The sequence below is a fragment of the Cohaesibacter gelatinilyticus genome (assembly GCF_900215605.1).
GTDB classification, from domain to species: domain Bacteria; phylum Pseudomonadota; class Alphaproteobacteria; order Rhizobiales; family Cohaesibacteraceae; genus Cohaesibacter; species Cohaesibacter gelatinilyticus.
In genome coordinates this window covers 127,769-150,504 of sequence record NZ_OBEL01000005.1, presented here as the reverse complement: position 1 = coordinate 150,504, position 22,736 = coordinate 127,769, and the positions used below count along the sequence as shown (strand labels likewise).

The window sequence follows — 22,736 nt, the reverse complement described above, 5'->3', positions numbered from 1 at the left end:
AAATCTGATCGTGCTTGAACCATTCAGACGTGAATTGAAACGAAAAGGCTTCCGTTCAGAAAAGAACGGAAGCCTTTTTTGTATCTATCTTATCGGACCAACAAAGCTCATGCCGGTTCCAAAGCAGAAATTGACAGGTTTTCCAGTGTCTCAAAGCCAATAAAGCGTGGCGGGCCTTTATATTCCACTTTTACCTTTGGACGGCCATGAGAAGACTTGAAGTGATCGCTGTTCAGCCAGACTTCAAAGGCCTCTCTATCGTTCCAGGTGGCATGAGATGCATAGAGAACAAAACCATCTTCCTGTTCGCCAGCCTTGAGCATTTCGAAGCTGATAAAACCATCAAACTCACGAAGCCTGCTATCACGGTCTCTCCAAATGCCCTCGAAAGCTTCCTCATATCCCGGCTTTACGAGAAAATGGTTCATAGCAATAAACATGGTTCTTGTCCTTTCGCAGTTAGCTAACAGCAGACACTCTCACCTGCCTGAACATCCTCTTCAGATATTCTTCCAATTGCCTTTTCGAAAATATGAGTATAAAAAGCAAGAAAATTAACTTGAATCCAACACTCAAATTCTTTTTGATGCAACCATATACATGCATTTCGCAGGACAACCCGATGTCATTTCCCGCCACTTCTCTGACAGACCACCTTAGAGCTTCAGCACTTCTCTTTGCACTTTACGTTGGTTTCACATGTATCTCTGTGCCGTCTTATGCGCAAACCACCAAGGCAATTGAGCTGAAAAGCTCCCAAGGTAACGTAGTCCCTGCATCTTCAGATCAGAAGATTGTCAGCATTGGCGGCTCGCTTACAGAAATTGCCTATGCACTTGGCAAACAAGGCAATGTAGTGGCAGTGGATACCAGTTCGGTTTTTCCTGAAAAGGCACTGAAGGAAAAACCGAATGTCGGCTATATGCGCGCTTTGTCTGCTGAAGGAATTTTAGCGCTCGACCCGACCTTGATTCTGGCGGAGGAAGGCGCTGGCCCACCAGAGACTACTGATCTGCTTCAAGAAGCAAGCATCCCCTTTGTAACCGTTCCATCACGTTACGATGCACAAGGCATCGTGAACAAAATCACCATGGTGGGACAGGCACTGCAAGCTGAAGAGCAAGCCAACAAACTTGCGGAAAAAGTAACCAATGAACTGGATTTGGTTGCGAGCAAGATCTCCGGTCTGAAACTGGATGAGAAGAAGAAAGTTCTCTTTCTCTTTTCCATGCGCGGCAGCCGCTTGATGGTATCAGGCTCGAACACCCAAGCATCCGCTGTCATTGAAATGGCGGGAGCCGAAAATGCCATGGCGAGCTTTGAGGGCTTCAAGCCTGTCAGCAATGAAGCCGTTTTGGCAGCCAACCCCGATGTGATCCTGATGATGAGCCGTGCTGGTGCACCGATGCCCAAAGAGGGCAAAGTTTTCAGCCATCCTGCTTTGAGCGAAACAAAAGCCGCGAAGACCAGCTCTCTCATAGTGATGCCCGGTATGTATCTGCTCGGGTTCGGCCCAAGAACGGCAAGAGCGATAGCCGACCTCGCAGATCATCTCTATCCCGACCAGAACTTGGCCAGCAAAACCATCTTCTCTGAAGCCTCCAACTAGGTCGGCAATACCCACATGGCTATCATCGCTCAAACTTCAGCATATATTCCGGGTGATCGATCCAAACTGGGTTGGTCCGCACTGGTTGTGTTGACGTTTACTCTGGTGGTTCTGACGATCCTATCCATTACACAGGGGGCAAGTGATCTTAGTGCAAGCCGTCTTGTCGGCACACTCATCGACTGGTTGAGTGGAAAAGAGGATTTCATCAGCCGCAAAGATGCTGTCATTCTGTTTGACATTCGCTTGCCACGTCTGACTATGGGGGTATTGGTGGGCGCAGCCCTCGCGACATCAGGTGCCTGTCTGCAAGGTTTGTTTCGCAATCCTCTGGCTGATCCTGGCATTATCGGTGTATCGGCCGGTGCAACCTTGGCTGCCATTATTGCCATTGTTCTGGGCAATAGCATCTTTGCACCATTGGAAGCCATTCTCGGCTCTTATTTGCTTCCAGCCTTTGCTTTTATCGGCAGTCTTTTCACGACTGTTCTGCTCTATGTTATTGCCACCAGCCAGGGGCAGACATCAGTTGCCACCATGTTACTAGCTGGTATCGCGCTTGCTGCCATATTGGGTGCAGGTGCTGGACTTCTGACCTACATCTCTGATGATCAACAATTACGCGATCTAACCTTCTGGAGCATGGGTGGTCTTGGTGGCGCGACTTGGGGCAAGGTTCTTACCTGCCTTCCTTTCATCGCAATTTCTCTCATCGCGATCCCATTCTTTGCCAAGGGACTGAACGCTCTATTACTCGGCGATCATCAGGCACGACATATGGGCATTCCTGTTCAGCGCCTGAAGCGTTTTCTGGTTGTCTGCATCGCTCTGGCCGTTGGCGCGGCAGTGTCTGTCTCGGGCACAATTGGCTTTGTCGGCATCATTGTTCCGCATGTTTTGCGTCTGGTCATTGGGCCAGATCACCGATTTCTGCTGCCTGCATCGGCGCTGCTCGGCGCAATATTGCTGATTGTCGCGGATATGATGGCGCGCACGATTGCCGCTCCCGCAGAGCTGCCAATCGGCATCATCATGTCAGCGATTGGCGGTCCGTTCTTCTTGTGGTTGCTCCTTAAAAACAAACGGGTTCTGGCACTATGACCACAGAAATCACCCTGCAACAGGCCAGTCTGACCTTGAAGGATAAAGAAGTTCTTCAGCCTCTCGATATTTCGCTTCGATCAGGAGAGCTAACCGTATTGGTTGGTCCCAATGGAGCAGGCAAATCTACGCTTTTGAAATTGATTTCAGGCGATCATGAGCCAGACAGCGGACGGGTCATCTTTGACAATCAAGATCTCAAAAACTGGCGCGTGGAAGATCTGGCGCGACGACGCGCTGTAATGGCACAGTCCAGTGAGATCGCTTTCCCCTTTACCGTGCTGGAAGTGGTTCGCATGGGAGTAAGTCTGCAGGCAAACAATTTGTGTGAGGCTGGCGAGCAAGCCATGCAGGCTCTCGCTCAGGTGGATATGTCCCATTACGCTGATCGACGCTTTCAGGAATTATCAGGTGGTGAACAGCAACGCGTTCAGCTGGCCCGTACCATGTCGCAAGTCAGGACACCCTGCATGGAGGATCGCGCCAACTTCCTGTTACTGGACGAGCCGATTTCAAATCTCGACATTCGCCATCAGATCGAAATGCTACAATTGGTCAAGGATTACACTCTGCAGGGTGGTGGATGTCTGGCGGTCCTGCATGATCTCAATATTGCTTCCATGTTTGCCGACCGCCTTTTGGTGTTGCAGAACGGCAAAATCGTTGGAGATGGCAGTCCGAATGAGACATTGACCAACGACCTGATCAGTCAAATTTTTGGAATTCAGCTGCAGGTCAATCGACCACCTAGCTGTCCTATTCCCTATATCCTGCCACAAACCTTCTTTGATGCATCCGTGCACCCGCCAATTGCAAACAGTGCCTGATGCTGCCCATCCGGACCATCACGCTCGATAAGCCAGCTTTTTAGGAAACCAAACATGCGTACTTTGATTTTCTCTACTGTCGTTTCATGCCTGACACTCATTCAGCCCGCTCTTGCCCAGCAAGGCGGATCATTGGATCTGGAATTGAACAATAGCGTTCAACATGACGGCGTATGCCGCCTGAGCTTCATGGTGCGTAATGGTTTGACTGTTCCTGTGAAAGATGTCGGCCTTGAGGTGGTCTTACTCAACAAGGACGGATTGGCGCAGGATTTCATGATGTTGCGCACAGGTGAGCTCATCAAAGGCAAACGTCGCGTCCGTCAGTTTGATTTGCCTGATGTGTCTTGTGGTGATATCGGCGAAATCCTGATCAACGACGTTGCAGATTGCCAGGGCGAAGGTCTGAGCCCCGCCAATTGTCTGGCCGTTCTGTCTGCATCCTCCCGCACCTCAATCAAGCTTGGCCTCTAAGTAATAATTGCCCGGAAAGGCTTTACTCATGACCGTTCATTCTGCCTCTGAGGCTCCACTTCTTCAGTTGGCACAAGCCAACATTGCTCAACCGGCCTCCCCTACTCCGGTTGCACCGCAGGTCATCGAGCAAGGTCAGACATCCGCTCCAGCTGCAGTACAGGAAACGACAGATGGCGACGCTACAGCGGTTATCAATTCGGCTTCTCCGGCCCCTGCTACCAACTCAACCGATCCTGTGGCAGAGGCTGTAGCAAGTTCCGCAAACGAAGCCAACACAACAGCCGCCCCAAGCTCAGTGGCTCAGCCGCAAACGGCGCTGACACCAGATGCCGTAGAACCTGTCGCTTCCCCAGCGCCTGTGGGTAGCTGGCTTAATGATAGCATTGAACAGATTCGAGCCTTCATGGAGATGGGCGGACCTGTGGTCATGCTTCTGGCAGTGTTGTCAGTGCTCTCACTCACCGTGATCCTCTATAAACTCTGGCAATTTTCATGGTTGGGCATTGGGCGTCATAAACGCGCGCGCAAGGCGCTGGGCTTGTGGCGTCAGGGACAACAGGTTGAGGCCATCAATTTGCTGAGCAAGGGCAAAGCCCCTGTAAGCGTTGTCTTGCTGCATGCCATGCGTGGTCAGCTATTTCACTCGGAAAAGGGCGCTCTGATCCGCGAGGATGTGGAGCGGGTGGCGTTGCGCTCACTGTCTAAGACCCGATTTTTGCTACGTTTTCTGGAAACCGTTGGTCAAATCTCTCCCCTACTTGGTCTGTTCGGTACGGTTATTGGCATGATTGAAGCCTTCCAGCGCCTGCAACAGGCAGGCGCTACTGTTGATCCATCCGTGCTTGCTGGTGGTATCTGGGTGGCACTTCTGACTACTGCAGTTGGTCTGGCCGTTGCTATTCCCGCCAATCTTTTTGCCGACTGGTTCAGCTCACGAGTTGAACGAGAGCAGGAAGTGATTGAAGAACTGGTTACCTCTGTCCTGACAGGCCAGATAACCGATGCTTCGGCTATTCCTTCTTCAGCCGATGTAAGTGGAGAGCCGACTTATGCGACTTAACACAGCAAAGCGTCGACGCTCTGTAGTGGGATTGACCTCTCTGATCGACGTTATCTTTTTGCTGCTGCTTTTCTTCATGCTGTCATCGACTTTTTCTCGATACAGCCAGCTTGACCTCGGTGTGGCTGGCTCGGGATCAGGTGGAGGTGAGCGGCCCAAGTTGCTGATTTCCATCATGGCTCAAGGTCCAATGCGTTTGAATGGCAAACCAACCGCATTGGATGATCTTGATGAGGCCATAGAAGCCTATGTTGAGAAGGGTGTGACGCGTGCTGTAGTGGTGCCCAAGGGGGAAGTGAAACTGCAACTTCTTGTCGTGGCATTGGAGCGTCTGAAACAGAGCGGCCTCAAGTCCGTCTCTTTGGCCAATTGAGGGTGAGGCGAGAATGCATGTTACCAAAGGCAAGCAGCGAAAAAGAGTGATGCCGGAAAATACCATTCCGCTCATCAATATCGTCTTTTTGATGCTGATCTTCTTCCTGATTGCAGGAACCGTGGCGCCACCAGTTTCAACCGAGCTCAAGCCCCCAAAGTCAGAAGAACTTCCTCTGATGCCACCTGCGGGCAACGCGGTGGAAATTCTAGCTGATGGTACACTGATCCATCATGGTCAAAAGCTTTCACTCGCTCAAATTCTTCAGCGCTTTCCGCCACCCATTACCAGCGGAAGTCCAGATCAAAATGACCTGGAACAGACATCTGTTTTGCATATTCTCGCCGATAAGCAGCTTGCAGCCAGCAAACTGATGCCAGTCCTTCAGGCCTTTCGGGCTCATGGGCACAAGACCATTAGGCTGGTTACGATCCGGGGAGGCAATTGATGCGCAATCTCGGTCTAACCATTTTTGCCTTGGTTTCTCTAGTCGTTCATGTGACTGCAGCAACGATGTTTCTGAATGGACCAGAAAAAGCCATGGAGGAGCGCGGCGCCGGGGTAGCGGCTTTGGAAATGGGCAGTTTGTTTGATTCCGCCGAGCAGGAGGCCGTTGAAGCTTCGGAGCTGAAAACGGTCAAACCTACACCGCGAACCCTTGAACAGACACCCGTTGACCGGGCTATTCCGGTCAAAACATTTGTCCAGGAAACCGTTCAGCCAAAGCAAGCACAACGCATTGAGCCCAAGCCGATAAAAGTCAGCCAGGCAACAGATCTGGCTGAGCCGTTGGTTGAGGAATTGACAGCCAATGAAGCACTGGCAAAACCGGAGATATTCAAGCCCCGGGAAATCAAGCCGGTAGAGACCAAACAAGTAAAGCCGAGGAAAAAAATAAAGGAAGTCAAGGCGACGAAGCCCAAGCCTGTCAAAAAGGTCACCCCCAAGAAGAAGAAAAAGAAAACAAAGCCAAAACGCAAATCTGTCAAGACGGCGAAGAAGAAGCAAAATGCCCGCAAGGCTTCCAAAGCCAGCCGCAAAGGTGGAGAGATCGCCAGCAAGCGTGGGCGCAAAAACGCGACGGGCGGCAATGGCGGTAAATCGCGAACCGCAAATGGCAAGGCACTAACGACAAACTATAAGGGCAAAGTTCGACGCAAAATCATTCGTAAAAAACGCTCTCTTGGGCGTCGTCACAAAGGCACTGCTGTGATCCGCTTTACTGTTTCAGCCAATGGCAGAATGTCAGGTTTGCGTCTGACCCGATCTTCCGGCAATGCTCGCGTCGACAAAGAAGCTTTGGCCATGGCGCGTCGCGCGGCTCCATTCCCTGCCTTTCCTGCGGGAATGCCCCGAAATGCAAAACAATTTACCGTTCCCATTAAATTCACGGGAGGCAGGCGATAGTTCCGTCTTTCAGTGGGATTTCAGGTTCCCCTTGATTTAGCGTGAAGTTGAACAATATCTGGATTATCACGATTTCATGCCTCTCGTTCCTGAATGAGAGGCATTCTCACTTCAAGCAAGGTGGTGCCTGTCATGTCCAACCCAATCCGTATTGATATAGTCTCCGACGTCGTCTGCCCTTGGTGCGCCGTTGGCTATCATCAACTGCAAAAGGCACTGACTGAGATTGGACCAGAAGCCGAGATTCATTGGCACCCATTTGAACTGAACAGCGACATGGCGCAAGAGGGTGAGAATTTGCGCCATCATCTAGCTGCCAAATATGGCAGCACACCTTCCCAAAGCCGCGAAATTCGTCAGCGTATCACTGATCATGGCAGCGAGTTGGGGTTTGACTTCAATTTTTCCGATGACATGCGCATGCAAAATACGTTTCGCGCGCACCAGTTGATTCATTGGGCGGCAAAACAGGGACGCGAAACAGATATGAAGCTGGCTTTGTTCAAAGCCTATTTCACCGACGGCCTGAACATCAATGATGTTGATGTGCTGGCAAGCATTGCCAAATCATTGGGGCTTGATGAAGCTGATGCTCTGCGGGCACTTGAACAAGAACACCTTGGCAAGGCTGTTCGTGAGGCCCAAAGATTCTGGACCTCACAAGGCATCTCATCCGTTCCTGCAATTATCTTCGATCAGAAATTCTTGGTACCAGGGGCTGCAGGTATCGAACAATTCAAAGCAGTGCTTGCAGACGTGCAGAAGGACACTTGAGTTCTTTGTTTTGAAGCGAATTCTTGTCCGAAGAGTCTGCAACTTTTCGGGAATGCTCTTAGTCCACGCGAATTCTTGTCCGAAAAGTCTGCAACTTTTCGGACAAGAATTCGCTCTAACCCCAAATCGCAAGGCCAATGAAGCCAAGCGTGCCGACAATGATACGCCAGATGGCAAAGGGCATGAATCCATGCTGCGAGACAAAGTCGAGTAACCTTCTGACCACGAAAACACCTGAGATGAAGGCCACCACAAAACCAATTACTATGATTGTGGCATCATCAACATTGATGATGTCCCGGTTCTTGTATAGATCATAGGCAAATGCCCCGGTCATGGTCGGCATGGCAAGAAAGAATGAAAATTCTGCAGCAGACCGCTTATCCGTGCCCATCAAGAGGGCTCCAGCAATCGTGGAACCAGAACGGGAAACACCTGGTACCATGGCAAGGCATTGAAACAGACCGATCTTGAATGCCAACCCAAGCGGATAATCCATGACATCCGTATAGCGTGGCTTTAGCTCCATCTTGTCCACCCAAGCCAGCAAGATGCCACCGACAATCAACGTGGTACAGATCAATTGTGGGCTCTCAAACAGAACTGATTTGATGAAGCCATGTGCGCTGGCGCCAATCACAGCAGCCGGTAAAAAAGCCAGAAGAACAGCGAACACGAAACGCCGAGCTTGCGCAGAAGATGGCAAAGCTATGGCGATATTCCAAAGACGCGCAAAATAGACGGATAAAATGGCAAGAATTGCACCCAACTGAATCAGAACCTCGAAGCTTTTCCCCGCACTTTCGAAACCCAGAAAATGCCCCACCAGAAGAACATGACCTGTTGAAGAGACTGGTAAAAACTCGGTCAGACCCTCAACAAGGCCTAAAAAGGCCGCCTCGAAATATGTGGCCAGTTCCATTTTTTCTTCCCTTTTACTGGTGAAATGCCGCCATACTGGCTAAGATGCATCGCTGTGAAGAGCCAAACCGGTGCCTGATGCCGGGCAAAATTAATGCAGTCTTATTAACGGGCTGATAAAAATTTACCGGTTTTATACTCTGATCCATGAAAATTTCAACAAATGGCTTCGTGATTCACAAATCAGGATCGGTGCTCTCATGCTCCAGCTTTATCACAATATGATGGATGTTCCGTCCCGTTTTGCCCGCCTGTGTCTGGCCGAGGCGAAGGCCGGAGCTGAATTGACAGAGATGATGCCATGGGCACGCGATGAAGCCTTTCTGTTGCTGAACCCGGCTGGCACGTTGCCTGTCCTTCGTGAGAATGATGGTCCGCCTGTCTGTGGTGCGCAAGTCATAGCAGAATATTTGGATGAGACACGTGGATATGCGCTTGGTGAACGTCGCCTGATGCCTGACCATCCAAATGAGCGCGCAGAAACCCGTCGCCTGATGAACTGGTTTCTGGAAAAAGCAGTTGATGATACCGCTCAATATTTCATTGAAGAAAAAATCTACAAGCGGCTCAAGGGTCCGTCTGAAGGTGGGGGTTCACCTGATTCCAATATCCTTCGTGCAGCCCGGTCAAACTTGCGCATGCATTTGCAATATATCGGCTATCTGGCAGAACGTCGAAACTGGTTGGCTGGCAATCGCATAACCTACGCAGATCTTGCTGCCGGAGCCATGCTTTCCGTCATTGATTATATGGGGGAAGTGCCATGGGAAAAGGAACCAGTGGTCAAGGACTGGTATCAGCGGATCAAATCCCGGCCCTGCTTCCGCCCCATTCTGGCTGACAGCTTGAAAGGTATTCCAGCTGCAAATCACTATATGGATCTCGATTTCTAAGCAGTGCTGCTGTATGAAAGAGCCTTGCATCCCGGACCCGATAGCCATGCAATGCCCGATATGAGCACTCATCACAATCCAAAGAACCAAATCCAGCAAGACGACAAACAACGTCAAAAGGCCGAAAAGATAAAGGCCTTCATGAAAAGCGAAGCCTTGAAGCTTGGCTTTGCGGATTTGCGCGTCTGCTCAGTGGCTGAAGCCAAAAATCATGAAGATGTGCTGAGCCGCTTTGTCGAGCTTGGCTATCATGGTTCCATGGAATGGATGCGTGAAACGTTGGAACGCCGCTCTCATCCACAAAATCTCTGGTCTGATGTGCAATCCGTCATCATTCTGGGTATGAATTACGGGCCAGATCACGATCCGCGCTCACTCCTGGAACATGGCGAGAAAGCCAATATTTCCGTCTATGCCCGCAATCGCGACTATCACGATCTGATCAAGGGACGCCTTAAGCAGCTGGCCTCCAAACTGATCGCCCGTACCCGCGATTGGAACGAAGGTGTTGAAGTCAAGGTCTTTGTCGATACAGCACCGGTGATGGAAAAACCCCTCGCCCATCTGGCAGGCATTGGCTGGCAGGGAAAGCACACCAATCTGGTGAGCCGAGAATTCGGCTCCTGGCTGTTTCTGGGCTCCATCTTCACATCCCTACCCCTTGCGCCTGATGAAGCCGAAATCGACCGCTGTGGCTCTTGTGACGCCTGTCAGGTGGCTTGTCCGACCGATGCCTTTCCTGGCCCATACAAAATTGATGGCTCACGCTGTATCTCCTATCTCACGATTGAGAATAAAGACGAGATACCCATAGAATTTCGCAAGGCGATAGGCAACCGTATCTATGGCTGTGATGATTGCCTTTCGGCCTGTCCCTGGAACAAGTTTGCTCAGGAAGCCAGTGAGATCAAGCTGGTCGCACGTGACGATCTGAAAGCGCCCGAACTCGCTGAATTCCTCTCCATGGATGAACCGACATTTCGCAAGACTTTCTCCGGCTCGCCAGTCAAACGGATCGGTTGGGCCCGTTTCATGCGAAATTGTCTGGTTGCCGCGGGTAATTCCAACTGCGACAATCTGATCCAGACTGTTCTGGCAAGAGTCAAAGAAGAAGACCCCATAATCCGCCAACATGCGGTTTGGGCCTTGGGGCAATTGCTCTCGAAAGAGAAATTTGCTCATTATCGCACGTTGTTCGAACTCAACGAGACAGACCCAAATGTACTTGAGGAATGGCAGAGCGGGCGATAAGCCGGATAAATGAATTTGTTGGCCTCTGGATGGGCCTCCCGCGCAAATAGCTGCGTATGGGAACAGGAGAATGATATGCGTCTGTTCATCTTTGGATATGGATATAGCGCCAAAGCCATTGCAAACGAGCTGAAAGATGATTGCGAATGGATAGCGGGCACCAGCCGTGACGCCGATAAACTCGCTCAAATGGAAGCACAGGGATTAAAAGCCTATCGCTTTGACGGCTATCAGTCCAATCCCGAGATTGGAGCGGCTCTTCAGGAAGCAACACATCTGTTGATTTCCGCCGGACCAGACGCGCAGGGTGATCCGGTTCTGAATTGTCATCGTCTGGATATCGCCAATGCTGCCCATCTGAAATGGATTGGTTATCTATCAACCGTTGGTGTTTATGGCGATCATCAAGGAGAATGGATTGATGAAAAGACCGCTTGCAAACCGGTCTCCCAACGCTCAACAGAGCGCGTAGCAGCTGAAGGCGCATGGCAGAATTTTGCCGGACAACTGGGCCTTCCGCTTTCCATCTTCCGTCTTGCCGGCATTTATGGACCGGGCCGCAATGGCATGGTCAATCTCTCGAAAGGACGTGGCCGCCGCATCAACAAAAAGGGTCAGGTCTTCAACCGCATTCATGTTGCTGATATCGCGCTGGCAGTGTGCATCGCAGCAAAAAAGAAGAAAAACGGCATCTATAATGTCAGCGACATGGAGCCGGCCCCACCACAGGATGTAGTCGAATATGCTGCCAATCTGATGGGCGTGGATGTACCGCCCTTGCAGGATTTTGAGAGCATGAAGCTTTCTGCCATGGCGCGCTCATTCTACGGCGAATGCAAGCGCTGCAAAAATGACAAATTGCTGAAATTGATAGGTGGCAAAATGCGCTATCCCACCTATCGGGAGGCTTTTTCTGAAATGTGGGAAAAAGATAGCTGGCGATGATAAGATAAACTACAAGCGGAGTGGCGGGTTTCTGCCACTCGCCATAAGGTAAAATCCCCAAAAAGAAAGTCGCTGTTAAAAAAATGCAAGAAAAGCAAAAAACGCCCTTGCCAACAAGCCGATAAGGCTTTAGACAACAGCCTCACTTGCCGGGCGGCAAACACAATCGCTGCCACTCATGATGCAAGATTGGTCAGCGCTGGTAGCTCAGTTGGATAGAGCACCAGACTACGAATCTGGGGGTCGGGGGTTCGAATCCTCCCCAGCGCGCCATTTATTTCTACCCTCTACAAAATACCCTAAAGTCCTGAACGGAAAAGACTTTTTTACGTTCTAAAACCCTTCCTTTCGGGTATAGGCAATACTCTCTGCAAACCCCAATCCAAGCACTATACGGCGCAAGTTCAGTTGCTCGGAAGCCCAGAGTTTCCAAGGGTTTGAGAGGAATTGCTTTGGCGTAGACAGACATCCAAGTTAGCGGATCACGAAGGTTATCGGAAAACCCTTGGTTGGGCAGGCCCGTAGGTGCGATTGCTCCACTCCGGGCTGCAGATTTTTACGCTATTATAAAACAATCCTTATTGTGCGACCTCGACGGTGAATATGAAGCAGTTCAGGTTTATCCCCTACCCTTTATAATTTTATATATTCATTAAAATTATAAATGATATTCAAAAATGAAATTTTTCTATTAATGACGATCAAGCTATTGTCTGCCTGATTAGTTGATCGGCGATAGCCAGTCATATTTTGGGAGAATTTAATGACGGACTTACACTGGCTTGCTGCAACCTGCCTCATGGTTGCATTCTTCTGGCTTCCTTACGTACTCAATCGCATGGGCGTGCTAGGCATTCTTGGGGCGATGGGCAATCCGGACCCGAATGACAAGCCATTATCAAAATGGGCTGCACGAGCACGAGCCGCTCACTATAATGCAACAGAAAATCTTGCTCTTTTCGCTCCGCTGGTTTTAATCGCAAATGCTTTGGCACTGTCCGGTACGATGACCTTATTGATGGCGCAACTCTTCTTTGCCGCCCGTCTTGCCCATTTTGTGGTTTATACCGCCGGTATTCCTGTTGCCCGAACCTTGGCTTTTGCTGCTGGATGGATCGCAACACTCGGTGTTGCAGGCGTTATTCTTGGCTTCTTGAGCTAAGGAAAGGCAGCAATCTCATGACAGTGCAACTTCCCTTGATTATCATTGCAGGATATAGCTGCGGGCTTGGAGAGGCCATTGCCACATATTATGGCAACAATGACTATCGGGTAGTGGGTCTCTCCAGGACGCCACATCAACGCCCTTCGAAACTAGAAGACAAGGCAGATTTTGTTCATATCTGTGTTGATTTGAACGATGAAGAAACTACGCAACAAACCTTCGCAAAAATTTTTAGAGAACATGGTGCCCCAACGGTACTCGTTCATAATGTCGCTAAACTGTTGATTTCACCCTTTGCGGAGATTGACCACAAAAGCTTTGTTGATGCCTGGCGTACAAGTTGCCTGAGTGCTTTTCATTGTGCTCAAGCCTGCTTGCCGGTCATGGAGCAGAATGGCGGCACTATTATATTCACTGGGGCTACGGCTTCTGTGCGTGGCAGCAGCAAGTTTGCTGCCTTTGCTTCTGCCAAATTTGCCCTTCGCGGCCTTGCTCAGGCACTTGCCAGAGAATATAGCGCCAAAAACATTCATGTGGTGCACGCCCTTATTGATGGTCTGATCTGGGGTCCACAAAGTATAGCGCGGTTCAATCCTGTCCAAGACACCTGTCTGCACCCTGACGATATTGCTGACGCCTATTTCCATCTGTCCAAGCAGCCCCGCTCCGCATGGACCCATGAGATTGATCTGCGTCCGGCCAGCGAAGTGTTTTAAAGTTCATGACTTACAGCAGCTCCTTTGATCATTAATGATGCTTTTGACGTCCGCGCTATTATACACCGTCTGTTGATTGATCAGTTTCCGTCTCGGCTTGGATACATACACACCGCTTTGAACGAGCCGAACAATTGCCTTGACCTCAAGTATAGTTGAGATCTTACGCTCCCTTGTGTGCAGACAATTTCACAAAGAGAGAGCTATTTCATGACAACGATATCCATATGGCAGCCGGTACTTGAAGCCAGGAATTACTCTTCAGCGAACCAAGCAGATAGAAGGGTCAAGGCTGCAGCAATGAATTCGGAAGATCGTGAATTTCTGGTGATCATTGCCCTTCTGATGGCAACATCCGTTCTTGCAATCAACATGATCCTTCCCGCTTTCGACCAGATAACACGCCATTTCAACTTGCCAGATACAGCGCAGGTCGGATTGACCGTTTCACTTCTTTATGCAGGCTTGGCATTTGGCCAAATGGTTTTTGGTCCTCTGTCAGATAGCATCGGACGCAAGAGGACCCTCACTATCGGTATTGGGCTGTTTCTGGCAGGATGTGCGCTCTCGGGCGCCGCCGACACTTTCGAGATGTTGATATTGGGCCAGATCTTCCAGGGCTTCGGCCTCGGAGCTCCACGTGTTCTTACGCTCGCCATTTTAAGAGATCGTTTTTCCGGTGCCTCCATGGCAAGTGCCATGTCTTTCGTTATGGTCATGTTTGTCTTGGCACCAACTTTTGCACCTTTCATCGGCCAGATCATTGTCGATGCGAGTATGTGGAGGGTGCTTTTCATTGCCTTTGCAATGATGGGAACAGGTCTGCTGCTGCTGATTTGGCTGCGGCTTCCAGAAACCTTGCCTTCCCATCGACGTCAGGTCATCAGCCTGCACTCAAGCTATTTGTCATATCTCGATGTTCTCAAGTCCAGAAAAGCGGTCGGACACGCCATTGCACTAGGGGTCATATCCGGACCTTTCATTGCCTATTTGAATATGTCGCAACAGATATTCGAGTTTCAGTATGCTCTTGGAACCTTCTATCCAATCATTTTTGCCGCCTTGTCCTTATGCATCGGAGCTGCGTCTTTTTTGAATGGAAAAATCGTGCTCCATATAGGGCCAAGCTTTCTTGTCATATTAGCCATGGCGACCATTGTCACGACCTCAATAATCGCGACTATTGTGCTGATCATGACCGGTACAAGTCTACCGCTTTTGATATTCATTGCCTATATCGGCATAATTCTGTTTTGTTTCGGTCTGTTGGTGAGCAATCTCAATGCACTTGCCATGGCTGATCTTGCAGACAATGCCGGGGCTGGCGCGGCACTTGTTGGTGCTCTATCGACTATTATCTCAATTCCGGTTGCAGTTCTTATTGGACATTTTGCCTCCCAAATGACACAGCCAATTGTGATCGGCTTCTTAATTTGTGGGATCCTGTCTTGGTCGATACATATGTTTGTGGACCGCAAAATTTGCATATAGCCTCGCCCGCTCTATGCCTCTCAGACAGAGAAATCGTTGAAAGAGGATGAATCAGCAGAAAGCCTGTTTACGCAAAAGCTACCGGTGTTTCTAAAGCCCCAGCTTTGATTCTCGTAAGCGGAAGAGCGTGATACCGACTGAGACGGCCAGGTTCAAGCTCTCGGCCTTGCCCGCCATGGGGATTTTGACGAGATGATTGCAGCTTTCCGCCATATTGTCAGGCAAGCCAGACTGTTCGTTGCCCATCATGACCATGAGCGGCTCTTTGGGGCTGACTTTGCGATAATCTACAGCGCCCTTAAGGTGTGTTCCGACGATATCGCCCGGCCAACTCTTGCGCCAGGACAGGAATTCTTCCCGGGTGCATTTATAGATGTCCAAATGGAAGACAGAGCCCATTGTGGCGCGTACGGCTTCCAGCGAGAAGGGATCCGTTGTCTCGCCAATCAAGAGAATAGCGCTGGCTCCAACCGCATCTGCGGTGCGGATGGTCGTGCCAAGATTTCCCGGATCCTTGATACCTTCCAGAGCAACAACCATATCGCCGTCAATCTGGCTGAGCTGACGCAACTCACCATAGCGCTGTTTGAAGACACCAATCACATGCTGCGGATTGTCGCGATGGGTAAGCTTGGACAGGACCTGCTCGGAGACTTCCAGGATCAGGCCACCACGCGCATGAACCTTGGCCGCCACTTGCTGCACCAAAGGTTGGGTCTTGATATTCTTGGCATAGACCAGAGTTTCCACTTCCCAGCCAGCCTCGACAGCGAAGGCAACAAGCTGCAAGCCCTCGGCCATGAAAAGGCCGGTCTGGTTGCGAATGCGGCGACGCTCCAACGCACGAATATCCTTGATATGCTGGTTGGAGACAGCAGTGATTTCCTTGATGAGGCCTTTTCGATGGGCACGGTCTTCGGTTGCCATGATTAGTCTCCCTGCTCGTCTCTATTGTCGCTCTGCAACTCATTTTTTTCGTCGCTCTGCTCCAGAGGTCTCCAACGGGAGAAAATGGAAGTAGCCAAACGACGCTCATTATTCTCACAAGCAATCATCAGCTCGCCGGTCTCAACAACACCACCCTGCCCGGTCATGACCTCGATCATCAATTCATCGAAAGCAGCAAAAGATGCCCGCATCGCATAGGCCGTGAGCGTGAAAAATTGTGCCTGAGGTGAGAGGATCTGACGGCAAGCATCCAGCATTTCCGGCAGCATTTCAAAAAGCTGCCAGACTTCGCCCTTGGGGCCACGACCAAATTTGGGGGGATCAAGCAGGATGCCATCATATTGATTGCCGCGGCGGATCTCGCGCTGAACAAACTTCATGGCGTCATCCACAATCCAGCGGATCGGCTTTCCTTCCAATCCGGCCAGAAGCTGGTTTTCCTTACCATAGGCAACAGCTTTCTTGGAGGCATCGACATGGGTGACTTCCGCACCTGCGCGCGCTGCCACCAAGGAGGCAACACCTGAATAGCCGAACAAGTTCAGAACCTTTGGCGGACGCCCGAGATAAGCTTTCTTCAGCTGATTTTCCATCCATGCCCAATGGGCGGCTTGCTCGGGGAAAAAGCCTACATGCCGGAAGGCCGTGAAACGGCCATGAAAACCGATATCATCCCAATGGGTTGGCCAGGTCTCGGCAAGCGGTGTGGGGTATTTCCAACGACCCGGCCCTTCTTCTTCCAGATCACCCGAAAAGATTGCATCAGCTCCGTCCCAGACATCCGTCGCCAGACGCGGACTTCCCATGGCCTGGGGTTCCGGACGGATCAGATGATAAGGGCCGTAGCGTTCAAGCTTTCTACCATGGCCCATATCGATCAAGGCATAATGGTCCCATGGTTCGGTTACCATCAATTGGAAAGGGGCTCTCTTTGGTACAGGACCTTGCGGACGGGGCGGCAGAACAAATGGTTCACGCGCCTCCTGCTCTTTGAATGGCTTGGCAGGCGCATCTTTGCGACCACCCTGCCTGGCGATACGTCCGGGCGTAAATTCGCGCTTGTCAGAGCTGCGATCTGAAGAACGGTTAGCGTGAGGTTTTGCTGCCCTTGCTGGGCCACGACCGCCCGCTGGTTTGCCACCATCTCGCTTTGATCCTGGCTTTTGGGGGCGTCCCCCACGTCTGTTTGTCGCCATATCGTGCCTCAAAACAGCTAGTTTCCTATCGATTGCCTTCTATAGCCCATTGGCAGGATTGTGCAAATGCAAAAGGGCGGCAAAAGCCGCCCTCTTGAGAAGATTATGTATCGATCTCAGCCAGATCAGGCTGCCGCCACTTTTTTGAGGAATTGATCAACTGTTTCAGCCAGCCCTTTGGCACATTGGTCAACATCGGATGAGACGGAATTCACTTCATCCACGGCTGTGTTGGTATCACTTACCGAGTTGGAGACGACCTCGATATCCTGGCTGACGACTTGCGTGCCTTGTGCTGCTTCCTGAATGGAAGACGCAATCTCGGACGTTGCCATATTCTGCTGTTGGACAGCAGAAGAGATGGAGGTCGTGAAATTGTTTACCTGCTCGATTGTGGTGCCAATCTCATCAATGGATTGAACCGCTTCCTTGGTGGAATCCTGAATACTACCAATCTGTCGGGAGATTTCCTCGGTTGCTTTCGATGTCTGAGTTGCCAGTTCCTTCACCTCAGACGCAACCACCGCGAAACCTTTGCCCATTTCACCAGCACGCGCTGCTTCGATAGTGGCGTTCAAGGCCAACAGATTGGTTTGTTCGGCAATATCTCGGATCAGTGAGACAACATCACCAATTTCCTGAGCAGATTGTGCAAGGCTTGCGACGCGCTCATTGGCATTACCTGTCGTCACCATAGCTGTATTCACAGCGGTGGTCGCCTGTTCCACCTGGCGGCCAATCTCGGAAATAGAGGCAGAAAACTCTTCGCTGGCGGCAGCGACCGTCTGCACATTGGAGGAAGCCAATGTTGCAGCTTCGCGCGCCTGAGAAGATCGTGATGCAGTGGATTGTGAGAGATTGGTCAGATTACCTGCAGTCTCGCGCATGCGATTCATATTGGTGGTAACCGTTTGCAATTCCCTCTCGGCCTCTGAGCGGAAATGGTTTATCAGCTGGTCCATCTCCTGCTGACGCAGATCCTGCTTTGATTGGCTTTCTTCCTGCTCAGCGCTCAGACGATGGCGCTCTTCTGTCATTTGCCGGAAGGTTTCAACCGTTCGTGCCATTTCGCCCAATTCATCATTGCGCTCAATGGCAGGAATTTCATCAATCTTGCGGCCAGCTGCCAGATTGGCCATAACGGATTTCAATTTTTCAAGTGGAGGCACAATCTGTCGGAGAGTAAACCAAGCAACAGCTGCACAAATCAGCATCACAATCAAACCTGAAAGAACAGCCAGTTGAGTGCTGTTCCAAAGAATGGCTTCAAGATCATCCATGTAAACGCCAGTACCAACAATCCAGCCCCAAGGCATATAACCTTTTACAAATGAGAGCTTGTCAACAGGTACCTCGCTCCCAGCTTTGGGCCACATATAGCCAACAAAACCTTCACCGTTTGCCTTGACGGTCTTGATGAAACTCGGGAAAATTGCAACGCCGTTTACATCCTTCAGAGTTGCCAGATTTTTGCCTTGCAGCTTTGGCTTTGCTGCATGCATGATCATGTTGCTCTCCAGATCATTGATCCAGAAATATTCCTTGCCCCGATAGCGCATGGCCCGAACAGCTTCCGCAGCCTGACTTTGCGCTTCTTCCAAGGTCAAGTTGCCAGCTTTATATTCGGCATCCTTGGATTTTATAACACTATGTGCTGCGGCAACAAGGCTTTTAAGTTCTGCAGCTTTCTGGTCTCGCAAGTAAGATGCCGCTTCCATATTCAGAGAAGCGACCACTGCGGCCAGTCCCAAAAAGAAAATTCCTACCAGAAAATAAAGTCTCTTGGCGATCGTAACTTGCATACCTATGCGCTCTTTTTACAAGATGTGGAACCATTCCCCATTTCACCCACCCACTTATGTAAAAATTAAGCTCCAAAAGTGGAAACATACTTAACAACATCGTCAATAGTGATGAATTAAAATAAAAAATACGTATTTATGTTTGAATTTTGCAATATATCATCCAAAACTCATACGAAAGACCATAAGTCTTATTCCATATATATTGCAAGTTTTTGGCCTTTACAATTCGAAAACTTGTAATTTAGAAATTTCTAATATTAATGCAATTATGTGCCACCGAGTCATGCTTCCCGTTATCCAGATGTGACTTGTCCCAAATGCCTCGTCGCATTAAACAGAATGAATACGAAACGGAGTCAGACATGAAGAAATTGGTTACACTTCTCATCAGCCATGGCGTGGCGCTATTCATCGGTTTTGCGGCGGGTATCTATGTCTTACCGATTTTGATTGAGCCGGAAGGTCCAACCAACGAAGCCGTGCAGGCAGTTGCGGAAAAGGCCCGGTATAAAGTTCAGATCAAAGAAGGGCTGAAGGGCAGCGATTTCCTTCACTGGGGAAAAGGCGAATTCTCAATCTCGTCTGATACAATATCCTTGATGGGCGAGGTGTCCCCCGGCCCGGATTATAAACTGTATCTAACACCCGAATTCGTCGAGGACGAAGCGCAATTTCTTGCCATCAAAGAGAAATCCATGCGTGTTGGTGATATCAAGACTTTTGAGAACTTCATCGTCAACTTGCCCGACAATATTGATGTCGAGGCTTATGGCAGTGTCGTTGTATGGTGCGAACGCTTTGGTGAGTTTATTACCGCTGCGCAATATAAAGATGCAACAAATTAAGCTCTGTTCATCAAATAGATAATCAATAATCTTGCAAGACCAGCAGCATCGTACCCTGCAATTATTTAGTGCGGCTAAAGCCATGGTCCTATGGCTTTAGCCCGTAAAGCGGCTTCATTTCCAATAGTTGTTTGCGGCTGCTACGGTTTGAAAATTCGTAGCGATGACATGTGATACCATGGTCAAGCTATCGGCATCATTCTCATAAATTGCCCGCATTCTTTTCCGCGCATCATCATCAGGTTGTGTTTTCTTGACGCCCATACGGGAAAGCTTGATCGCAATTTCAAAGCCTTCTTCCGGGGTCTCGGTGATAAGCGATGGTAGCCAGGACATATTGTTCTCCTCTGTAAATATCTTTTACGATTATATCGTACACGATATTTATTCATGAACTTCACGTAATGTCAATAACTTTGTCCATATGCCGTTCCTCAAGAAGTCCGTCAAACAGACGAGCCTAAGAAATGCCACTAATAAAAGAAACCCCGCCAGATTATTCTGGCAGGGCCTTGTTTCCCTTTGAAACTTGAACTTATCTCAAGCCACTTCCTGAACTTTACCCAGGAAAGTTTGTACGCCTTCACGAAGACGACCAGCTTCATTTTGCAGATCAGAAGCGGATGTACTGACCATACGAGCCGCCTCCCCGGTTTCAGCGGCAGCAGTGGAGACGCCTGCAATATTGGAAGAGACTTCCTGCGTTCCAGCAGATGCTTCCTGAATATTGCGTGCAATTTCCTGCGTTGCGTGACCTTGCTCCTGCACCGAGGTGGAAATGGATGCTGCAATCTGGTTCATCTGCTCAATTGTGTCGGCGATGGTATGAATTGCTGATACGGCACCATCAGTCTCAGATTGAACCGCATTAATCTGCTGAGAGATCTCATCGGTTGCCTTGGACGTCTGGTTGGCCAATTCCTTCACCTCTGCTGCCACAACAGCAAAACCCTTGCCCGCTTCGCCCGCACGCGCCGCTTCGATAGTGGCATTCAATGCCAACAGATTGGTTTGCTCTGCAATATCCGTGATCAATTTGACCACTTCACCAATACGGCTCGCAGCAGAAGACAGTCCTTCAATCTTGTCGTTGGTCTGGCGAGCTTGGGTCACCGCATTGGCTGCAATCTGATTGGACTGTTCAACCTGACGATCAATTTCATTGACCGAGGCAAACAATTCTTCAGCGGCGGAAGCCACTGTTTCCACATTGGAAGACGCTTCTTCAGACGCAGCGGCCACGGCATTGGATTGGTGGGCAGTGCTGTCGGCGCCCTTGGTCAATACAGTCGATGTCTGATTCAGATCATTGACTGAATTGCCGACCATATCCAACAATGCTGTAATCTGCTGTTCAAAATCTACTGTCAAACCTCTGATCTGCTCAGCGCGCTGCAAACGCTCACGCTGTTCCTGCTCCTGACCGACAGTCAGTTCCTCGGCCTGACGCGCCTTTTCGCGGAAAACTTCCAGCGCTTTGTTGATCTCGCCGATTTCATCACTGCGATCGGTATAGGAAATTGGTGCTTCATAATTCCTGTTTACCAGATGCTTGATTGAACCGATGGTGGTTTCCAGCGGCTTCCTGATCATATGTTGACCAACAATGAAAAGCGCCAGACCAACCGCAATCATCAACACCAGGCCAACGAGCGCTACTGTGGTAACAAGCTGCCAACTGGCTGCATCAAGGGTATCAATCGGAACATTGACCACCAATGCCATGGACGCACCAGTATCGCCAATTTTCGCTGGCTTGATCAATCGCAGAACATCTGTACCCAGGCTCTTCGAATACCCATGATAGGAAAAACTGCGACCGTTCTTGATCGCATCCATGACCTGGCTGGCAAACACCAAATCTTGCTCGGATCGACCTTCTTTCCATTCTTTGCCCAAAAGACTGCCATCAGGATGCGCAACCCATTTCCCGCCCTGAGAGATCAGATGAACAGAACCAGTGCCCAATGGCTTCACCTCGGCAAGGCGTTTGGATAGCTCTGTCAAGGTCAGATCAATACCTGCAACACCAATAGTCTTGGATCCATCACGAATGGGAGTGCCAATGGAGACACCGACAACCATATTTCCGGCCATTTCCCAAGTGTAGGGTTCGGTCATGTAATCTTTGCCGGACTTGTAAGGCCCATTGAACCAATCTGCTGGTTTTTCGGGATTGGTTACAGGACCGGTTGGGCGAGCACCAAAAGAACCATCGGCATTCCGATAATGATAGGGACGCCACTCACCGGTCTCATCATGCATATCGGTGTTGGCAAAATCCTTGTCCTTTCCATCCAGCGCATCATTGAGGATAACACCCCATGTACCACTGAGATTGGAATTCTTGGCCATCGTGTCTTCGATAACGTTGGTCCAGGCAAGACGATCCGTAGATCCGCTGCGTTTCAAACCATCAAAGGCAAAGGCCATGCCACGAGAAGCTACCAGCCCCTCTTCCAGGCTCAATCGCACCTGGGCAACCTGCGTCTCGGCTACTGCTTCCACTTCATTCACTGAAAGGTCGTGAGTGATGCCCTGAGCTTGCCATCCGATTCCGGCAATACCCACAGCAAGGACGGTGGCCAAAGCAGCTGAGCTTACAGCAACCATTTTTGTTGTTATTGGCAATTTTTTCATCATGGCTCTTGCTCCTGCACAATTGAACATGCTGGATTTTTGATCGATAAACTACTGATTTGACGCTAGTTAGTCAGAGTTAACACAACCCTTACAGATGGTTAGAAATTACGAGGTGAAATTAAGCGCTTGTCCCATAAGTATTTTCAATTACATTGAAGAATGGAGAGTTTTTATTCAATAATTTCAATAAATTATTTTTCTATAGCTTAGGGTCACTGACCCGGTCGGGGTATATTTCCGGTTAAAATTTGATGCACAAATTGCGTTTCTTGCATTTGCGCATTGTGAA

Annotated in this window: 23 protein-coding genes and 1 tRNA gene; 17 read left to right on the top strand and 7 right to left on the bottom strand. The window is 49.9% G+C overall.

Going from position 1 to position 22,736, the window contains the following annotated elements:
- Positions 1–107: 107 nt before the first annotated feature.
- Positions 108–440: an antibiotic biosynthesis monooxygenase family protein gene (locus tag CRO57_RS18430; RefSeq protein ID WP_097154966.1), complete on the bottom strand. Its 333-nt coding sequence runs from the start codon at positions 438–440 to the stop codon at positions 108–110.
- Positions 441–622: 182 nt separating this feature from the next.
- Here CRO57_RS18430 and CRO57_RS18425 point away from each other — a divergent pair, with 182 nt between their 5' ends.
- The 9 genes from CRO57_RS18425 (at position 623) to CRO57_RS18385 (ending at position 7,628) form a co-directional block, all read left to right on the top strand.
- Positions 623–1,609 carry a heme/hemin ABC transporter substrate-binding protein gene (locus CRO57_RS18425; protein WP_097154965.1) on the top strand — a complete coding sequence of 329 codons (987 nt, stop codon included), beginning with the start codon at positions 623–625 and terminating at the stop codon, positions 1,607–1,609.
- Between the two features lie 15 nt (positions 1,610–1,624).
- Positions 1,625–2,710 (top strand): FecCD family ABC transporter permease, encoded by a 1,086-nt coding sequence (locus CRO57_RS18420; protein WP_097154964.1) that lies wholly within the window; start codon positions 1,625–1,627, stop codon positions 2,708–2,710.
- A complete protein-coding gene (locus tag CRO57_RS18415; protein WP_097154963.1) occupies positions 2,707–3,537 on the top strand; it encodes a heme ABC transporter ATP-binding protein in 831 nt (276 codons plus the stop codon). Before CRO57_RS18420 ends, CRO57_RS18415 begins: the two co-directional genes overlap by 4 nt.
- A gap of 54 nt (positions 3,538–3,591) precedes the next feature.
- On the top strand, positions 3,592–4,011 hold the full coding sequence (locus CRO57_RS18410; RefSeq protein ID WP_097154962.1) for a hypothetical protein: 420 nt from the start codon (positions 3,592–3,594) through the stop codon (positions 4,009–4,011).
- A 28-nt stretch (positions 4,012–4,039) separates the two neighbouring features.
- Positions 4,040–5,074 (top strand): MotA/TolQ/ExbB proton channel family protein, encoded by a 1,035-nt coding sequence (locus tag CRO57_RS25015; protein WP_210200936.1) that lies wholly within the window; start codon positions 4,040–4,042, stop codon positions 5,072–5,074.
- The gene (locus CRO57_RS18400; RefSeq protein ID WP_097154961.1) at positions 5,064–5,447 is read left to right on the top strand and encodes an ExbD/TolR family protein; all 384 of its coding nucleotides are present in this window, start codon (positions 5,064–5,066) and stop codon (positions 5,445–5,447) included. Before CRO57_RS25015 ends, CRO57_RS18400 begins: the two co-directional genes overlap by 11 nt.
- Before the next feature lie 13 nt (positions 5,448–5,460).
- Complete coding sequence (locus tag CRO57_RS18395; protein ID WP_141401273.1) at positions 5,461–5,895, top strand: ExbD/TolR family protein; 435 nt, start codon at positions 5,461–5,463, stop codon at positions 5,893–5,895.
- Positions 5,895–6,854 (top strand): energy transducer TonB family protein, encoded by a 960-nt coding sequence (locus CRO57_RS18390; protein ID WP_097154960.1) that lies wholly within the window; start codon positions 5,895–5,897, stop codon positions 6,852–6,854. Before CRO57_RS18395 ends, CRO57_RS18390 begins: the two co-directional genes overlap by 1 nt.
- Positions 6,855–6,986: 132 nt before the next feature.
- Positions 6,987–7,628, top strand: a complete 642-nt coding sequence (locus CRO57_RS18385) for a DsbA family oxidoreductase (RefSeq protein WP_097154959.1) — start codon at positions 6,987–6,989, stop codon at positions 7,626–7,628.
- A 115-nt stretch (positions 7,629–7,743) separates the two neighbouring features.
- Here CRO57_RS18385 and CRO57_RS18380 read toward each other — a convergent pair whose 3' ends face one another.
- Positions 7,744–8,550, bottom strand: coding sequence for an undecaprenyl-diphosphate phosphatase (locus CRO57_RS18380; protein WP_097154958.1), 807 nt, complete (start codon positions 8,548–8,550; stop codon positions 7,744–7,746).
- 199 nt (positions 8,551–8,749) lie between these two features.
- Between CRO57_RS18380 and CRO57_RS18375 the strand changes: the two genes are divergently transcribed.
- From CRO57_RS18375 to CRO57_RS18345, 7 genes are all read left to right on the top strand, one after another.
- The gene (locus CRO57_RS18375) at positions 8,750–9,442 is read left to right on the top strand and encodes a glutathione S-transferase family protein (RefSeq protein WP_097154957.1); all 693 of its coding nucleotides are present in this window, start codon (positions 8,750–8,752) and stop codon (positions 9,440–9,442) included.
- 60 nt (positions 9,443–9,502) lie between these two features.
- Positions 9,503–10,693 (top strand): tRNA epoxyqueuosine(34) reductase QueG, encoded by a 1,191-nt coding sequence (queG, locus tag CRO57_RS18370; RefSeq protein WP_097155176.1) that lies wholly within the window; start codon positions 9,503–9,505, stop codon positions 10,691–10,693.
- Between the two features lie 75 nt (positions 10,694–10,768).
- A complete protein-coding gene (locus CRO57_RS18365; protein WP_097155175.1) occupies positions 10,769–11,638 on the top strand; it encodes an SDR family oxidoreductase in 870 nt (289 codons plus the stop codon).
- Positions 11,639–11,834: 196 nt separating this feature from the next.
- Positions 11,835–11,911, top strand: a tRNA-Arg gene (locus CRO57_RS18360).
- 490 nt (positions 11,912–12,401) lie between these two features.
- Positions 12,402–12,800 carry an MAPEG family protein gene (locus CRO57_RS18355; protein WP_097154956.1) on the top strand — a complete coding sequence of 133 codons (399 nt, stop codon included), beginning with the start codon at positions 12,402–12,404 and terminating at the stop codon, positions 12,798–12,800.
- Positions 12,801–12,817: 17 nt separating this feature from the next.
- Positions 12,818–13,519 carry an SDR family NAD(P)-dependent oxidoreductase gene (locus tag CRO57_RS18350; RefSeq protein WP_170956163.1) on the top strand — a complete coding sequence of 234 codons (702 nt, stop codon included), beginning with the start codon at positions 12,818–12,820 and terminating at the stop codon, positions 13,517–13,519.
- A 300-nt stretch (positions 13,520–13,819) separates the two neighbouring features.
- On the top strand, positions 13,820–15,010 hold the full coding sequence (locus CRO57_RS18345; protein WP_170956162.1) for an MFS transporter: 1,191 nt from the start codon (positions 13,820–13,822) through the stop codon (positions 15,008–15,010).
- Positions 15,011–15,100: 90 nt separating this feature from the next.
- Here CRO57_RS18345 and CRO57_RS18340 read toward each other — a convergent pair whose 3' ends face one another.
- The 3 genes from CRO57_RS18340 to CRO57_RS18330 form a co-directional block, all read right to left on the bottom strand.
- The gene (locus tag CRO57_RS18340) at positions 15,101–15,937 is read right to left on the bottom strand and encodes a TrmH family RNA methyltransferase (RefSeq protein WP_097154953.1); all 837 of its coding nucleotides are present in this window, start codon (positions 15,935–15,937) and stop codon (positions 15,101–15,103) included.
- A 2-nt stretch (positions 15,938–15,939) separates the two neighbouring features.
- Positions 15,940–17,154 (bottom strand): RsmD family RNA methyltransferase, encoded by a 1,215-nt coding sequence (locus tag CRO57_RS18335; RefSeq protein ID WP_097154952.1) that lies wholly within the window; start codon positions 17,152–17,154, stop codon positions 15,940–15,942.
- Between the two features lie 125 nt (positions 17,155–17,279).
- Positions 17,280–18,956: a methyl-accepting chemotaxis protein gene (locus CRO57_RS18330; protein ID WP_097154951.1), complete on the bottom strand. Its 1,677-nt coding sequence runs from the start codon at positions 18,954–18,956 to the stop codon at positions 17,280–17,282.
- Between the two features lie 365 nt (positions 18,957–19,321).
- Between CRO57_RS18330 and CRO57_RS18325 the strand changes: the two genes are divergently transcribed.
- On the top strand, positions 19,322–19,804 hold the full coding sequence (locus tag CRO57_RS18325) for a DM13 domain-containing protein (protein ID WP_097154950.1): 483 nt from the start codon (positions 19,322–19,324) through the stop codon (positions 19,802–19,804).
- A gap of 114 nt (positions 19,805–19,918) precedes the next feature.
- On the opposite strand, the gene CRO57_RS18320 is transcribed toward CRO57_RS18325, so the two are convergent.
- Positions 19,919–20,140 (bottom strand): hexameric tyrosine-coordinated heme protein, encoded by a 222-nt coding sequence (locus tag CRO57_RS18320; RefSeq protein WP_097154949.1) that lies wholly within the window; start codon positions 20,138–20,140, stop codon positions 19,919–19,921.
- A 204-nt stretch (positions 20,141–20,344) separates the two neighbouring features.
- Positions 20,345–22,447, bottom strand: coding sequence for a methyl-accepting chemotaxis protein (locus tag CRO57_RS18315; protein WP_097155174.1), 2,103 nt, complete (start codon positions 22,445–22,447; stop codon positions 20,345–20,347).
- Between the last annotated feature and the right edge of the window lie 289 nt (positions 22,448–22,736).